17 protein-coding genes are annotated in these 16,121 nt (G+C 35.6%); 10 read left to right on the top strand and 7 right to left on the bottom strand.

What is annotated here, in order from left to right; translation table 11 throughout:
* The first annotated feature begins 11 nt into the window (after window positions 1-11).
* Together ES677_RS11975 and ES677_RS11970 are read left to right on the top strand one after the other, a co-directional pair.
* On the top strand, window positions 12-1,376 hold the full coding sequence (locus ES677_RS11975; RefSeq protein ID WP_148370744.1) for a saccharopine dehydrogenase family protein: 1,365 nt from the start codon (window positions 12-14) through the stop codon (window positions 1,374-1,376).
* Window positions 1,377-1,400: 24 nt separating this feature from the next.
* Complete coding sequence (locus ES677_RS11970; RefSeq protein ID WP_148381378.1) at window positions 1,401-1,871, top strand: Lrp/AsnC ligand binding domain-containing protein; 471 nt, start codon at window positions 1,401-1,403, stop codon at window positions 1,869-1,871.
* 62 nt (window positions 1,872-1,933) lie between these two features.
* Here ES677_RS11970 and ES677_RS11965 read toward each other — a convergent pair whose 3' ends face one another.
* The 3 genes from ES677_RS11965 to ES677_RS11955 form a co-directional block, all read right to left on the bottom strand.
* Window positions 1,934-2,650 carry a Bax inhibitor-1/YccA family protein gene (locus ES677_RS11965; protein WP_148381377.1) on the bottom strand — a complete coding sequence of 239 codons (717 nt, stop codon included), beginning with the start codon at window positions 2,648-2,650 and terminating at the stop codon, window positions 1,934-1,936.
* Between the two features lie 105 nt (window positions 2,651-2,755).
* Window positions 2,756-3,451: a zinc metallopeptidase gene (locus ES677_RS11960; RefSeq protein ID WP_148370784.1), complete on the bottom strand. Its 696-nt coding sequence runs from the start codon at window positions 3,449-3,451 to the stop codon at window positions 2,756-2,758.
* Between the two features lie 398 nt (window positions 3,452-3,849).
* Window positions 3,850-6,885 carry a leucine--tRNA ligase gene (locus ES677_RS11955; protein ID WP_148381376.1) on the bottom strand — a complete coding sequence of 1,012 codons (3,036 nt, stop codon included), beginning with the start codon at window positions 6,883-6,885 and terminating at the stop codon, window positions 3,850-3,852.
* Between the two features lie 215 nt (window positions 6,886-7,100).
* Between ES677_RS11955 and ES677_RS11950 the strand changes: the two genes are divergently transcribed.
* The 5 genes from ES677_RS11950 (at window position 7,101) to ES677_RS11930 (ending at window position 10,894) form a co-directional block, all read left to right on the top strand.
* Window positions 7,101-7,979, top strand: coding sequence for a cell division protein FtsX (locus ES677_RS11950; protein WP_148381375.1), 879 nt, complete (start codon window positions 7,101-7,103; stop codon window positions 7,977-7,979).
* 338 nt (window positions 7,980-8,317) lie between these two features.
* Window positions 8,318-8,575: a DUF3098 domain-containing protein gene (locus tag ES677_RS11945; protein ID WP_148370749.1), complete on the top strand. Its 258-nt coding sequence runs from the start codon at window positions 8,318-8,320 to the stop codon at window positions 8,573-8,575.
* A gap of 32 nt (window positions 8,576-8,607) precedes the next feature.
* A complete protein-coding gene (locus tag ES677_RS11940) occupies window positions 8,608-9,402 on the top strand; it encodes an undecaprenyl-diphosphate phosphatase (protein ID WP_148370750.1) in 795 nt (264 codons plus the stop codon).
* A 1-nt stretch (window position 9,403) separates the two neighbouring features.
* The gene (gene truB, locus ES677_RS11935) at window positions 9,404-10,099 is read left to right on the top strand and encodes a tRNA pseudouridine(55) synthase TruB (RefSeq protein ID WP_148381374.1); all 696 of its coding nucleotides are present in this window, start codon (window positions 9,404-9,406) and stop codon (window positions 10,097-10,099) included.
* A gap of 78 nt (window positions 10,100-10,177) precedes the next feature.
* On the top strand, window positions 10,178-10,894 hold the full coding sequence (locus ES677_RS11930; protein ID WP_148381373.1) for a TonB family protein: 717 nt from the start codon (window positions 10,178-10,180) through the stop codon (window positions 10,892-10,894).
* A 5-nt stretch (window positions 10,895-10,899) separates the two neighbouring features.
* On the opposite strand, the gene ES677_RS11925 is transcribed toward ES677_RS11930, so the two are convergent.
* Window positions 10,900-11,517 (bottom strand): thioredoxin family protein, encoded by a 618-nt coding sequence (locus ES677_RS11925; RefSeq protein ID WP_148381372.1) that lies wholly within the window; start codon window positions 11,515-11,517, stop codon window positions 10,900-10,902.
* A gap of 202 nt (window positions 11,518-11,719) precedes the next feature.
* On the opposite strand from ES677_RS11925, the gene ES677_RS11920 reads away from it, so the two are divergent.
* Both ES677_RS11920 and ES677_RS15685 read left to right on the top strand, forming a co-directional pair.
* On the top strand, window positions 11,720-12,283 hold the full coding sequence (locus ES677_RS11920; RefSeq protein ID WP_148381371.1) for a DNA-3-methyladenine glycosylase I: 564 nt from the start codon (window positions 11,720-11,722) through the stop codon (window positions 12,281-12,283).
* Window positions 12,284-12,660: 377 nt separating this feature from the next.
* Window positions 12,661-12,831 carry a type II toxin-antitoxin system PemK/MazF family toxin gene (locus ES677_RS15685; RefSeq protein ID WP_246124518.1) on the top strand — a complete coding sequence of 57 codons (171 nt, stop codon included), beginning with the start codon at window positions 12,661-12,663 and terminating at the stop codon, window positions 12,829-12,831.
* A gap of 11 nt (window positions 12,832-12,842) precedes the next feature.
* Here ES677_RS15685 and aat read toward each other — a convergent pair whose 3' ends face one another.
* From aat to ES677_RS11900, 3 genes are all read right to left on the bottom strand, one after another.
* Window positions 12,843-13,466, bottom strand: coding sequence for a leucyl/phenylalanyl-tRNA--protein transferase (gene aat, locus ES677_RS11910; protein WP_148381370.1), 624 nt, complete (start codon window positions 13,464-13,466; stop codon window positions 12,843-12,845).
* A gap of 75 nt (window positions 13,467-13,541) precedes the next feature.
* A complete protein-coding gene (locus ES677_RS11905) occupies window positions 13,542-13,916 on the bottom strand; it encodes a DUF3127 domain-containing protein (protein WP_148370756.1) in 375 nt (124 codons plus the stop codon).
* A gap of 47 nt (window positions 13,917-13,963) precedes the next feature.
* The gene (locus ES677_RS11900) at window positions 13,964-14,818 is read right to left on the bottom strand and encodes a flavin reductase family protein (RefSeq protein WP_148381369.1); all 855 of its coding nucleotides are present in this window, start codon (window positions 14,816-14,818) and stop codon (window positions 13,964-13,966) included.
* Window positions 14,819-14,946: 128 nt separating this feature from the next.
* Between ES677_RS11900 and ES677_RS11895 the strand changes: the two genes are divergently transcribed.
* Window positions 14,947-16,113 (top strand): sensor histidine kinase, encoded by a 1,167-nt coding sequence (locus ES677_RS11895; RefSeq protein WP_148370758.1) that lies wholly within the window; start codon window positions 14,947-14,949, stop codon window positions 16,111-16,113.
* Window positions 16,114-16,121 lie beyond the last annotated feature (8 nt).

Below are 16,121 nucleotides of genomic sequence, written 5' to 3'. Positions count from 1 at the left end.
AAAAATCCACTATGCGAAATATATTAGTTATTGGTTCTGGTAAATCTTCTTCCTATTTAATAAAATACCTTTTAGACGCCTCTGAAAACGAAAAATTACATATTACCATAGGTGATTTAGACATAAATAATGCAAAAAAATTAATTGCAGATCATAAAAATGCCACCGCTATCACTTTAGATGTTTTTAATACAGCGTCTCGAATAGAGGCCATTCAAAAAGCAGATATTGTAATCTCAATGTTGCCAGCACGTTTCCATATTGAAGTCGCTAAAGACTGTATCACTTATGATAAAAATATGGTAACAGCCTCTTATGTTAGCGAAGAAATGCAGGCCTTAAATACCCAAGCCGTAAAAAAAGGATTGGTGTTTATGAACGAGATTGGTGTAGATCCTGGTTTAGACCATATGAGTGCGATGCAAATTATAGATCGTATTAGAGATAAAGGCGGTAAAATGTTGCTTTTCGAATCGTTTACTGGCGGTTTAGTAGCTCCAGAAAGTGATACCAATTTATGGAATTACAAATTTACTTGGAACCCAAGAAACGTTGTCCTTGCCGGCCAAGGTGGCGCTGCGAAATTCCTACAAGAAAGCACTTATAAATACATTCCATACAATCGCTTATTTAGAAGAACAGAGTTTTTAGATGTAGAAGGTTACGGACGTTTTGAAGGGTATGCTAATCGCGATTCTTTAAAATACCAAGAAATTTACGGGTTACAAGACGTAAAAACGCTCTACCGAGGAACCATTAGACGGGTAGGCTTTAGCCGCGCTTGGAACGCCTTCGTTAATCTAGGACTGACAGACGATAGTTACACGATCGATGATAGCGAAAATATGAGCTACCGCGATTTCGTTAATTCATTTTTACCTTATAGTCCTACAGATTCTGTAGAACTAAAATTTAGACACGCTTTAAAATTGGATCAAGATGATACTATTTGGTCTAAGTATTTAGAGTTAGATATCTTTGATGGCACTAAAATGGTAGGACTTAAAAAAGCCTCTCCTGCGCAAATTCTTCAAAAGATATTAATGGAACATTGGACTTTAGACGCAATGGATAAAGATATGATTGTAATGTACCATAAGTTTGGTTATGAATTAGACGGCAAGAAATACCAAATAGATTCTACAATGGTTACGCTAGGAGAGGATCAAACCTACACAGCAATGTCAAAAACTGTTGGTTTACCAGTCGCCATTGCTACGTTGGCCATTTTAAACGGTAAAATTAAAACACCGGGCGTTCAAATTCCTATTACAAGAGAGGTATACACGCCTATTTTAAAAGAATTAGAACAATACGGTATTGGTTTTAATGAAACCGAAGCGCCTTATTTAGGATATAATCCGTTAACTTTATAAAACATTATTTATAAAATTTAATCTTTGAAAACAACCTCAGGTACCGTATCGATAGATGGTATAGACAAAACAATCCTCCGTGCTTTAATGGAAGATGCGCGCACGCCTATTTTAGAAATTGCACGTCAAGTTGGTATTTCTGGAGCGGCAATTCATCAGCGGTTGCGAAAACTTGAAAAATCAGGATTAATTGCAGGCTCTAAGTTTGTTATTAATCCTAAGGTTTTAGGCTATACGACGATGGCTTTTGTAGGCATTTACCTAGATAAAGCTATGAGCAATCCAGAAGCCGTAAAGCAATTAAAAAAGATTCCCGAGGTTATAGAATGTCACTATACCACAGGGAACTGGAGTATTCTAATTAAAATACTCTGTAAGGACAACGCGCATTTAATGTACTTATTAAATAAAGATATACAGACTATAAAAGGTGTATCGCGAACGGAAACTTTTATTTCTTTAGACCAACAAATACAACGACAAATTAACATATAAAAAAAGGGCTTAAGTTTAAAATTAGGCCCTTTTTTTTATTTCAGTATTCTTATTTTTTATGACTAATCTCTAGACATAAATAGTTGTAACACATACCAAAATAATAACATTAGCGATGCAAATAAACCTAGCGATGCAGGAATATACTCATCGGTAGAATATTTATTAATAAGGTTTGACGTTTGGTATAAAATAGCCCCTCCTGCTAATAGACACATTCCTACAGAAAACCATAAGCCTAGGTTAAAACCAAACAAGGTACCGGCTACAATTAAACCGATAGCTATAAAAAAGCCAATGGTTAATCCGGTTTTTAAGAAAGAAAAATCTTTTTTAGTCACAAAAACTACAGCTGTTAATCCGCTAAACAAACCTAGCGTAACAATGGCAGCTTGTTGTAATATTTCTGGCCCCGAATCTAATTGAAACGCTGCGATATAAATTAAAGGTATAAAAATAAAAGCTTCCGCTAAAATGTAGACTCCAAAAGCCAAGTATTGTTTAGATTTATCTGCCGATCGCAGCGCAATCCCTTCAGCATAATTGGTGATAAACATAAATCCGCCCAGCATAATAAGCCATTTAAATCCTTCGGTTAAAGACATCGCAAACGCCACAATAGTCTCACTTTGAAGTAATAAGTATTCAAACAATACAAAAACAGCAACACCACCGGCAACGTGCGCATAGGTTTTTTTATAAAAAGCGACGCGCTCATCTTGAGCCAATGCGCCCACCATTATTTTAGACGGCATCTCATTTTTAAATTGGTTTTCCATAAAAATTATTTTTTTTCTGATTAAGGTTTCAATATAAGAAAAAAGAGATTGTACACTATGTTGCCATACTATCAATCTCTTCTCTTTTAAGTCTAATTTATAAAATTAATCACGCCCTCCAAAAACGCGTAATGCCCAAAATAACAACGACGCTAAAGCACCGATAGCAGCCACTAAATAAGTTCTTGCGGCCCATTTAAGAGCATCTTCAGATCCTTTATATTCGTCTGGCGTTACTATGTTTTTCGCTTTTAACCACGCCAATGCTCTATGACTTGCGTCGTATTCTACAGGTAGAGTTATAAATGCGAATACCGTCGCAAAGCCCATCATTACCAATCCAGCAACCGAGATGTAGAAACCAAATCCTAAACCATCGGCAGCACCCAACATTAAACCTCCAATAATTACCCATTGTGAGATATTGGAGGTTACACTAACTATGGGCACTAATTTAGAGCGCATTGTTAACCATTGATAAGCGGTGGCGTGTTGCACGGCGTGACCACATTCGTGTGCGGCAACAGCTGCAGCAGCGGCATTACGCTCGTTATACACAGATTCACTTAAGTTTACTGTTTTATTTACGGGGTTGTAATGGTCTGTTAAACGGCCGGGTGTAGAAATCACCTCAACGTTTCTAATACCGTGATCGGCTAACATTTTTATCGCGATTTCGGCACCACTCATTCCATTACGTAATTGTATTTTTGAGTATTTTTTAAATTTCTTTTTTAGTCGGCTACTTACCAACCAACTGATTAAGGCTATGACTCCAAGTAGCACATAGTATCCCATAATTCCTTGCATAGTATCGTGTTTTTATTTTCTAGGTAAATATAGCAAAAAGTAAGCCAATTTATAGTGAAGAAATAATGTCAGTCCGCAACATCCTGAGCGGTTATAAACTACTATTAATCCCTTAGCTTTTATAGTGGTTTCAATGACTCTGACGCTTTAGATTTTAAAAATCATATTTACAATAACTAATATTAAAAAAACGAAACGTTCCGCGATACCATTTTTCGCTCCTCAAAATCGCCCTAAATATCGGTGCTTCGGTTAAGTAAAAAGAGTGATCATTTCAATTTTTATTTTGCTAGTTATACGAGATTTGTTATAAGCAAGAAACCATCCTTAAAAGGATGGTTTCTGTTTTTATGTAATGCTACTTTATCTTCTTTATTTTTTATAGATACTTACCCCACAATATTCACAATTTTACCCGGTACGATAATTACCTTTTTAGGTGTACGTCCTTCCAATTGTGCCATTGTTTTTTCGTGTGCTAGTACCGTTTTCTCGATTTCGTCTTTACTCATATCCATTGGCAACTCTAATGTAAAACGCATTTTCCCATTAAAAGAAATCGGATAGTTTTTACTACTTTCTACTAAATGTTTAGCATCAAATGTTGGAAACGCTACAGTGGCGATCGATCCTTCGTTACCTAACCTACTGTATAACTCTTCAGCTATGTGTGGCGCGTAAGGTGATAATACAACCAATAACGGTTCTAAAACATCTTTACTAGTACATTTTTGTTGCGACAATTCGTTTACAGCAATCATAAAGGTAGAAACCGACGTGTTAAAAGAAAAATTCTCGATGTCTTCTTCTACTTTCTTTATGGTTTTATGTAGGGTTTTTAAGCTATCTTTTGTCGGCTCGCTACCGTTTACTAGCAAACCATTGTCGCCGACGTACAATTTCCATAATTTTTTAAGAAAGTTATGCACTCCTGTAATTCCAGCCGTATTCCAAGGCTTCGATTGCTCTAAAGGCCCTAAAAACATTTCGTATAGACGCAAACTATCCGCGCCGTATTGCTCACTAATCTGATCGGGATTAACAACATTATATTTAGACTTCGACATTTTTTCGACTTCGCGAGAAACTTTAAGAAATGCTACATCTTTTTCTTCAATGATTACGTTGTTTTGAAACAACGAAGCACCATTCAATCCATTATATCTCTGATCTAATTTAATTTCCTCTAAACTTATCTCATTTTTTAAATTCACATATTGAACATCTACTGCTGTTTTAAAACAAATAAACTTTTTTTGCAAACCTAAAACTTCAGAATTAAGCTCACTAAACAATTCCATTCTCTTATTTAAATAGTCGAAAATTGGCTCAGGTAAATCTTCAATATTACCACCTTCTTTAATTTCTTTATACAACTCCTCACTTATAACGACTTGTGAATAAGCATTTATATTCCGATCTCCATTTTCATCTGAAAAAGTAGCTTGTATAATATTTAAAAATGCACTTTCCCCCAAAATCATTCCTTGGTTAATAAGCTTTTTAAAAGGCTCTTCAACGGTAACAAATCCGCGATCCTTTAAAAACTTCACCCAAAAACGCGAATATAATAAGTGCCCTGTGGCGTGCTCGCTTCCACCTATATATAAATCGACATTCTCCCAATAATTAAGCGCCTCTTCACTGGCAAAAACAGAATCTCTCATGGTGTCTTCCATATAACGGAAAAAGTACCAAGAACTCCCTGCCCAACCCGGCATTGTGTTTAATTCTAGAGGAAAAACGGTAGTATTATTAATTTTATCGTTACTAACAACGCTGTTACTTTCTGTACACCACGCCCAAACATCGGCGCGACCTAATGGCGGCTCACCAGTTTCGGTAGGTAAATATTTTTCTACTTCTGGCAAACGAATTGGCAAATGCTCTTTTGCAATCATTTGCGGCATTCCGTTTTTGTAATATACCGGAAACGGTTCTCCCCAATACCGCTGTCTGCTAAATACGGCATCGCGCAATCTGTAATTGGTTTTACCCTGGCCTTGTCCTAATTTCTCTAGTTCGAAAATAGCACGTTTTGTTCCTTTTTTGTACCCCATTCCGTTTAGGAATTCGCTATTGGCAAGCACGGTGCTTTCTTTATCGGCATTTGCTTCTTTAGAAATATCCACACCTTCAAAGATGTTTGGAATGTCTATATTAAAGTGTTTTGCAAAATCGTAATCGCGTTGGTCACCACAAGGCACGGCCATTACCGCTCCCGTACCGTAACCTGCCAATACGTAATCGCCAATCCATATTGGTATAAGCGCTTTACTAAAGGGGTGCACGGCATACGCGCCCGTAAACACACCAGAAATAGTTTTTACATCGGCCATACGTTCGCGTTCGCTACGTTTTGCAGTGGCTTCAATATAAGCGTTTACCGCATCTTTTTGTGCTGGCGTTGTAATAGTATGCACCAACTCGTGTTCTGGAGCCAAGGTCATAAAACTCACCCCAAAAATAGTATCTGGTCTCGTGGTAAAAACAGGAATCGTTTCGTTGTGGTTATTCACCTTGAACGTTACCGAAGCGCCAACCGATTTACCTATCCAATTTCGCTGACTTTCCTTTAGCGACTCCGTCCAGTCTATCGTATCCAAACCTTGAAGTAAACGCTCTGCATACGCAGAAATACGCATACTCCATTGTGTCATTTTTTTACGTGTTACGGTATGACCGCCACGTTCTGATACGCCATTTACAATCTCGTCATTGGCTAAAACGGTTCCTAATGCTGCGCACCAGTTCACTTCTGTTTCTGCCAAATAGGTTAAACGGTATTGTAGTAGTATTTCTTGTTGTTTTTCAGTTGAAAATGCGTTCCAATCTTCTGCTGAAAACTGTTCTATATTATCGTCACATTCCACAGCAACTGAAGCATTCCCTTCGGTTGAAAAAATCGCGATTAATTCCGTTATGGGTTTTGCTTTATTGTCTTTTTTACAATAAAACGATTCAAAAAGCTGAATAAAAATCCATTGTGTCCATTTGTAATACTCTGGATTAGAGGTGCGTACTTCTCGGCTCCAATCGAAAGAAAACCCGATCTTATCGAGTTGTTTTCTGTAGCCTTCAATGTCATTTCCTGCTTTATCGACACCACCTTCAATATTCACTCGCGTGGTATCGGCAGGATGCTGCCCCGTTTGTATGGCATACTGTTCGGCAGGCAAACCAAAACTATCGTATCCCTGCGGGTGCAATACATTAAACCCTTTATGGCGTTTATACCGCGCATAAATATCGCTAGCAATATACCCTAACGGATGCCCAACATGTAAACCGGCTCCACTTGGATAAGGAAACATATCGAGTACGTAATATTTAGGTTTATCGCTGTTGTTGGAGGCCTTAAATGTTTGGTTCTCGTCCCAATATTTTTGCCATTTGGCTTCTATGTCGTTAAAATGGTATTGCATCTTATTTATTTATACTTAATGAAGCGTCAAATTTAACAATTACCCACCAAATAGCCTATTAAAAGTGTGTTCAAGTCATAAATCTAAAATGATATGAAATTGTGGTAAATCAATTAAAATCTGTCGGTTCTATAACATTATTAAAAGTTTAAACGTTGTTCGCTATAATAGTGTAAATTCTTTATTATTTTTACGCTGTAAATTACATCCTTTTTATGAGCTCATCGTTTGACAAATATCAAAAACGCCGTTTAATATCGTCTTATTTTTCTGTGGCATTAAGTATTGCTTTAGTCCTGTTTTTAGTGGGGCTTTTAGGACTTTTGGTCTTAAATGCTAAAAAAGTTGCTGACCATTTTAAGGAGCAAGTAACGGTTACTATTTACTTAAAAGACACCGCGAAAGATGTCGAAATTAAGCAGCTCGAAAAGAGTTTAGCAATGGCCGATTACGTGAAATCTACAAATTTTGTATCGAAAGAGCAAGCTGCCGAGTCTATGAAAGCGGAAAGTGGCGAAGATTTTATGGAGTTTTTAGGTATTAACCCCTTAAAAAACTCGATTGATGTGCATTTAAAAGCCGATTTCGTTACCTCTGAAAAATTAGAGATTATTTCTGAAGAAGCACTCTCTAAAAGCTTTGTTGATGAAGTGAATTACGACAATGATTTAGTGAAATTAATGAACGATAACGTTAAAAAAATAAGTTTCTGGATTTTATTAATCAGTGGTATATTTACTTTAATAGCCGTATTATTAATAAACAGCTCGATTCGTTTGGCAGTATATTCTAAACGATTCACTATTAAAACAATGCAAATGGTAGGTGCTACAAAACGTTTTATTCGTCTTCCGTTTATTTGGAGAAGTGTAAAACTAGGAATTATTGGCGCTCTCATTGCCTTGACAGGAATGGGGATTGTGTTGTATTATATCGATAAAATGTTCCCAGAATTAGCCTTATTAAGCAATCCTATTCTACTTATTGCGTTATTTGGTTTTGTGTTTGGATTAGGTATAGTAATCACTTGGATTTCTACGTTTTTCGCGACGCAACGTTTCTTAAACCTTAACACCGATAAGCTGTATTATTAGTTTCAACAGCATTTTACGAGTGCCCCGAAATTAATTAAGAGGATGCGTTATTATATTTACGAGACACTAATAGAAATCATTTTAATTATAACGTTACGCCCTCTTATTATTAATCTAAAAACGAAGACTTTTATAACGTGTAACATTTGTTCTTATAGGCGTAATTACCACAGCATTTGCCTATATCTAAAAAAAGGAACAACAAGGAAAACATAAATTATACTGTAAAAAAACTATTCACTTTGCAGTAACCAAAAGTATTAGTTAATTTAGCAACTCTAATTACAGTACGGTATTCTATTTATAGAAGATTGTAGTGTACAGCATTTTTGAATATTATGGCAGAAAAATCAGTTAAAAACAACACGAAAGACTCTAAATTTATATTTGGAAAACGCAATTATAAATTTATGTTTATTGGTTTAATCGCCATTGCCGTAGGATTTATTTTGATGTCTGGCGGAGGAAGCGACGACCCTAATGTATTTAATCCAGAGATCTTTAGTTTTCGACGTATTAGTTTAGCACCAACTTTAGTGCTAATTGGTTTTGGCATTCAGATTTATGCGATACTTTTAAATCCAAATAAAAAGTAAAAGCTCAACTTCACAATAAATACATATATTAAATGGATATTTTCGACTCTATAATTTTAGGAATTATACAGGGGTTAACCGAGTTTTTACCTGTTTCTTCTAGCGGTCATTTAGAGCTTGGAAAAGCTATTCTTGGCGATCAATCTGTGCCAGAAGAAAGTTTACTTTTTACAGTAGTATTACATTTTGCCACGGCCTTAAGTACCATCGTTATTTTTAGAAAAGATATTTTAAGTATTTTAAAAGGCGTTATAAAAATGGAGTGGAATGAAGATATGCAGTTCATTTCTAAAATCGCACTTTCCATGTTACCAGCTGTGTTTGTTGGCTTATTTTTTGAAAAAGAATTAGAATCCCTATTTGGCAGTAACATTTTATTAGTAGGTTCTATGCTAATAGTAACCGCTATATTATTATTTTTAGCAGACAAAGCAAAAGACACCGATAAAAAAGTAACCTTTAAGAATGCTTTTATAATTGGTATATCTCAAGCCATAGCGATGCTCCCTGGAATTTCACGTTCTGGAGCAACGATTTCAACCTCTGTATTATTAGGAAACGATAAAACTAAAGCTGCGCGTTTTTCTTTTTTAATGGTAACCCCATTAATATTTGGAAAAATAGCAAAAGATATTTTAAGCGGAGATCTCACGTATGAAGCTCAAAACTTCACATCATTATCTCTTGGTTTTGTAGCTGCCTTTGTTTCAGGCTTATTTGCTTGTACATGGATGATTTCTTTAGTTAAGAAAAGCAAACTGTCGTATTTTGCTTATTACTGTGTTATTGTTGGTGTTATAGCCATTATTTATTCTTTATTAAATTAATATGTTAACAGAAGAAGATTACAAGTCCGGACAAGTTTTATTAATAGCCAAGCCTTTACAATGGACCTCTTTTCAAGTGGTGAACAAGCTGCGTTGGGAAATCCGTCAAGCCTTTAACATTAAAAAGATAAAGGTTGGTCACGCCGGTACTTTAGATCCTCTAGCGAGTGGATTGTTAGTGATTTGCACCGGAAAAATGACCAAACAGATCGATACGTTTCAAGGACAGACTAAAGAGTACACCGGTACCATTACGTTGGGCGGCTCGACACCGTCTTTTGATTTGGAAACCGAAATTAATGAAACCTTTCCTACCCATCATATTACACCAGAATTAATACACGAAACTACAGCACCGTTTATTGGTGAAATCGATCAATTTCCTCCTATTTTTTCGGCTATTAAAAAAGAAGGTAAACGCTTATACGAATACGCTAGAGCCGGAGAAACTGTCGAAGTAAAATCGCGTAAAGTGACTATTGAAGCCTTCGAAATTACGGCTATAAACGGTAATGCCATAGACTTTAGAGTGGTCTGCAGCAAAGGTACTTATATTCGCTCTTTAGCAAACGATTTCGGTAAAGCGTTACAGTCTGGAGGACACCTTTCTGCTTTACGACGGACAAAAATTGGTGATTTCAAAGTGGATAATGCATTGTCTATAGACGATTTTATAGCGCAACTTCCTAAAGAATAACAAACTCCTCACATCTTTTATCGCACATTTCACGTATATTATGTACTTACATACTAATTCGGAGAACGACGTTTTAAATTGAAATTCAACAATTCCCATAAGGCTTTAGCCATCACACTACTTATTGCTGGAAGCTTAGTGCTTTCGGTTATAAATTTGAATATTATAAAATATCAGAAAACGGTTATCGAAACTCTAATCGATATTTCTATGGTCGAACCTATAGAAGAGATTATACCAGATATTGAAACTCAGAAAAAAGAAACAAATAAAGGATTTAATGACGCTGAAAAACCAAAACATTTTAGTCAAGCATATCAGCCTATTGCGCCTCCAAAAGATTACAAACGAAAACCCATAGAACGTAAAGAAGACACTCCTAAAAAACCCGAAACAGAACCAGAACAAAAAGGAACCTCTCACATTCAGCGTGACGAGTTAACGGCTTTTGAAAGTGTAAATGCCATTCTAAAAAAGCAAACCACAAAAAGCAGCTCGGAAAGCGGAACAAAAACCACAAATACCAATAGTACGGTTCGCTATTCCTTAGTAAATAGATCCGATGTGTATTTGCCGATTCCTATTTATTTATGTGAAGAAAAGGGGACTATTATCGTAAATATTACCGTTACAAAAAACGGACGAGTTAAGGAAACCTCCATTAACTCGTCGTCTAATTCTAATAATAAATGTCTTGAAAATAGTGCTTTACAATACGCCAAAAAAGCACAATTTAACAGGGGTGAAAGGACTGAACAAATTGGCACAATCACTTTTACTTTTGAAGGTAAATAAGCATGTTATTGCATTAAGGCCGCAAGCTCTGCAATTGTAGACTGCCCTTTATCTTTATTATACCACCCTTGCAAATCTTCTTTAAGTTCTGCGGTTATTTCGCCGTGTTTTTCTTTATAATCGGTCACTAACTGTATCGCGCCTATAGGTCTTGGTCCGAAGGTGTTTTTTACGCGTAGTGTTTCTGTATCTACCATAACTAATTTCGGAATAGATTTTCCACCATGTGTTAAAAAGTGATTCATTAATTCTTCGTTTTCATCACGTAGCACAACTTTAAACTCTATAGTATCGTTAAGCTCGGCCACTTTATTCATTACCGGTAATAAATGCGCAGCGTCTCCACACCAACTTTCGGTAAGTACAATCCACGTTTGTTTTGAGGTCACATTTTTAATTTGAGTTGATATAGCCTCACTAATCTTTAACGTTTTATCCCAACGTTTCATACGCTTGTCGTTTAACATTGTATAATTCGCCATTTCTTCATCTTGTAATTCTCCTGTAGAAGCCGTATCACTCACCAATTGCGTTACTACCTCTCGGTACTTAGTATACGACATCGCGCGCTTTAAACTCTCATTAATTATAGTCGAAATAGCGGCATCTTTTAAAATTTCCATACTGTTGTTTTTTATACCCACAAAAATACCGAATTACCAACTTCCAAAAGGTGATAAATGTTACCATTGTAAAATAGTTTCAGAATGTTATTTTCGCCGTTTTAAAAAAAATAGCGCTCTGAAATTATAGCTGAAGAATAGTTCCTATATTTACCTAAACCACTTATAAAATAGTAATTGTAATCACTCTTAATTTTCTATTATGACAAAACACAGATGCGATTGGTGCACTGGCGACGCCCTTTACGAAGCGTACCACGATACAGAATGGGGAAAACCAGTGTACGACGATGCTACTTTGTTCGAGTTTTTAATTCTAGAAACTTTTCAAGCGGGATTAAGTTGGATTACTATTTTGCGCAAACGTGAAAATTTTAGAGCCGCTTTTGATCTCTTTGATTATAAAAAAATAGCGGAATACAATCCACAAAAAATAGAGGCTTTACTAGAAAATAAAGGTATTGTGAGAAATAAACTAAAAGTTAAAGCGACCGTTACTAATGCCCAGGCTTTTATGCAAATTCAAAAAGAGTTTGGAAGTTTTAGCGACTATATTTGGGGGTTTGTAAATAATAAACCCTTAAAAAATACCGTTAACAATTACAAAGAAGCTCCTGCAAACACACCTATTAGTGATGCACTAAGTAAAGATTTAAAAAAACGAGGGTTTAAGTTTGTCGGGAGCACCGTTATTTACGCCCATATGCAAGCCACAGGAATGGTAAATGACCACGAAGTGAACTGTTTTAGATATAATGAAGTCTAACACACTTACCAAACCAATTAATATAATTCGAAAAAACGGGTGATTCCTGAGTTTAATTTTTACTTAAGAAAAAGTAGCCTAATATATAGCAGTGCATCTCAACGACCTTTCATCGAAAGGCGAAACAATGTAATTCTAATATACGATGATTTGCATACAGCATCTGTACATTTAAAAGAATGGAATTAAAACGCTATTTCATTGTACTCATAAATCTTGACCCAACAATTGAATTGAATTCAGAAAAACGCGCTCTTCCGTAATAGTATCGCCGAATGAAATTAATAAGTTCTTGAAAACAATTGTGATGACTATTAACTAAAAAAAACACCCTCTAAAATTGAAGTCAGCCACAATAAAAAAAAGGTATGATTACAATGGACAAAATTAGGACAATTGATAAATCGCGAATAATAAAAGCGTTTGATCCCTTATCGAAATCTGAAATACAAAAATGTAACGATATTATTCTAGAAACTTTAGTTGATTACAATTGTAATGGACACAAAATGGCGACAAGCATTGGAGCTAAAACCTCTCTTAATTAGCTCTAAAAAACCTACAAATAAGTTAAAAAAAGATCTCTAGGAATCTCTCTTGCCCCTAACCGCTCCAGGTGATTAGTAAAGACTTGACAATCGATTAATTTATAATTGGTATTTTGAATAAAGCTAATAAAGGCCGCTTTACTAGCATTACTTTGTTTAGCGAACATACTTTCACCACAAAACACCCCGTTCCCTAAATCTACACCATACAAGCCGCCAACTAATGTTTCGCCGTTATACACTTCTACCGATTTAGCATAGCCCATTTTATGAAGCTCTACGTACGCTTCAATCATACCGTTAGTAATCCACGTGCCCTCTTGCCCCGCTCTTTTAGCCAAAGCACATTCTGTAATTACCGTTCTAAAATCTTTATTTACGGTAACCTCAAGGTCGCAATTACGCAGAAACTGCTTCATACTTTTAGACACTTTTAATTCCGATGGATACAATACAAACCTAGGATCTGGCGACCACCACAAGACCGGCTGATCGTCTTCAAACCAAGGAAAAATACCTTTTTGGTAAGCGTCTAGCAAGCGATTGGTTGTTAATTCCAGACTAAAAGCCAATAAGCCATCTTCATTGGCAAGAGAGACGTCGGGAAAACTGTCTTTAGGTTCTAAAAAATACATAGTTGTTTAGTTTAAACAAAAAAAACCTCAGCGATAGACATCATTGAGGTTTTAATATTCTTTTCTAAATAAAATTTAGAATGGTAAATCGTCGTGATCTTCTTCGTTTAAGTTTTTCGCTGGTTCGAAAGCTTGTGCTGGTGGCACTTCTGGTGCTCCTGCTGGTGCAGCACCTTGAGAAGCTTCAATTCTCCAACCTTGTACTGAGTTAAAGTATTTTGTTTCTCCTTGTGGATTAACCCACTCTCTACCACGTAAATTAATATTCACTTTTACATCTTGACCTACTTGGTAGTTGTTTAATAAATCACATTTATCTTGAACAAACTCAACTAAAATATGTTGTGGATATTGCTCCTCAGTTGTTACAACTAACTCTCTCTTTCTAAACCCATTACTTCCAAAAGTTTGCGTTTCTCCTACTAATTTTACTTTTCCTTGTACTTCCATTACTCTATATAATTATTTAAATATTCGTCTCATTTATCTTTGCTTTTTTACGCTAATAGCACGCAAAAAGCATGTTCCACATTACCTTCATTTAAAAACACTTGTGCTTTTTTGTGTTTTTCCTCTAAAGTTAATGTGCTTATATTATGCGCTTTAACAAAGGCTTCAATTATGTGTTGCGGTGGCAATGCTTCCACATTTCCTAGCATTCCTAAATCGTTTCCTGTTAATATACGACTTCCTTTAACACTTTCTGGCAAACCATCAACACCAATTCCTAAGGAAGATAATGGTTTCGGAATTTCGAAAAATCCTGTTTTCGATCGGCTGTAATAACTACCTCCTGCTCTAGATACTAAATCTAATTTATTTTGGTCTATGCCTCCTTCTTCATTTAACACAGCATCATCAATATGTATTTTAACCACTTCACAAATCACTAAATTTCCTGCTCCGCCTTCTGTTCCTAATTTAATAATCTCTTTTACCTTGCACTCCATTTGTACTGGAGATTCGGCCACACGAAAGGGCTTTACCAGATCACTTTTTAACATTGTTAATCCCGCTTTTTCAAACTCGTTAACCCCTTCAGCATATTCTGTACTACTTAACGAAGCTTGGTGTACCAAATTATAATTTACCACATTAATAACCACTTCTTTAGTTAATTCTACATTCTCCAAAGTGTGTTTTGTAGTGTTTCCTCTTACGCGTCGTGCGGGAGAAAAAATTAAAATTGGCGGATTGGCGCTAAACACATTAAAAAAACTAAATGGCGATAAATTTGGATTCCCGTTGTCGTCTATCGTACTTGCAAAGGCAATTGGGCGAGGCGCAACGGCACTTAACAAATAACTATGTAACTTAGGGGTTTCCAATTCTTTAGGTTCGAAAGAAATCATTTTTAAGTATTATTTTTGACAAATGTAACCATTATTGAAACCAACTAAAAATGATTTAAGAACTAGCTGCACAATATTATTAACACATTAACTTTATATACTTTTAAGTATCTTAACACGAAAAACGAATGTTTTACACAAAGCACAGACAGTTAATTCGTTGGGGAATTATATTAATGTCCTTTATTATCATAACACTTATTCTTTGGAATACCTATGTGTTTTTTCAAGAGTTTAAAGAAGAAGAAGCGCAAAAAATGAATGTTTGGGCCACCGCACAAATTGAATTTCAGAAAAGCGCATTGGACGAGGACATTAACCCTGTCATTGACTTAGTTATTACTTCGGAAAACACAAACCCTATGTTTGTAGTGACAAGTGATGGCAAACTGAGTGTAAATAATTTAAAAAAAAGAACGATTAATTCTGAAGAAGATCTCGACACTTTAATCAATGAATTTAAAAATCAGAACCCGCCAATAGATTTAGAATACACAGATCCTAAGACCAAAGAAAAAATAGATTTAGGAAAATTATACTATGGCGATTCTGAAATATTAAGTAAACTAAAATACTATCCGCTCGCGTTATTACTCATTATTGTTCTTTTTGGTACCGTCGTCTATTTGTTTTATAGCAGTACCAAAAATGCCGCTCAAAACAAATTATGGACAGGAATGGCAAAAGAAACGGCGCATCAAATAGGGACCCCTTTATCGTCTTTAATTGGGTGGACTGAAATTTTAAAAATTGAAAATGTAAATCCGGAATACATTATAGAAATTGAAAAAGACATTAGCCGATTGCAAACCATTACCGAGCGTTTTAGTAAAATAGGATCGCTACCAGCACTAAAACAATGTGATATTATTAAGGAAACGCAAGCTACTTACGACTATCTTAAAACGCGCTCTTCTAAACTTATTAACTTCTCGCTTCACGTTCCAGAAACACCCGTTTTTGTACTATTAAACGCACAATTATATAGTTGGACGCTAGAAAACTTGGTTAAAAATGCTATCGATGCTATGCGTGGAAAAGGCGATTTAACCGTTATTGTAGAAGCTAACGAAACGACAGTAAAAATTAAAGTTATAGATATTGGAAAAGGGCTAGCTAAAAGCGAATTTAATACTATTTTTGACCCCGGTTACACTAGTAAAAAAAGAGGTTGGGGATTAGGACTCTCTTTAGCAAAACGTATTATTGAAGATTTCCATAACGGAAAAATAAAAGTAAAACACTCTGAAATAGGTAAAGGAACCACAATGCAAATAACATTAAAGTCGTTATAATATTATCA

Source organism: Bizionia gelidisalsuginis (assembly GCF_008086185.1).
GTDB classification, from domain to species: domain Bacteria; phylum Bacteroidota; class Bacteroidia; order Flavobacteriales; family Flavobacteriaceae; genus Bizionia; species Bizionia saleffrena.
This window is presented reverse-complemented; position numbering and strand designations above follow the sequence as displayed.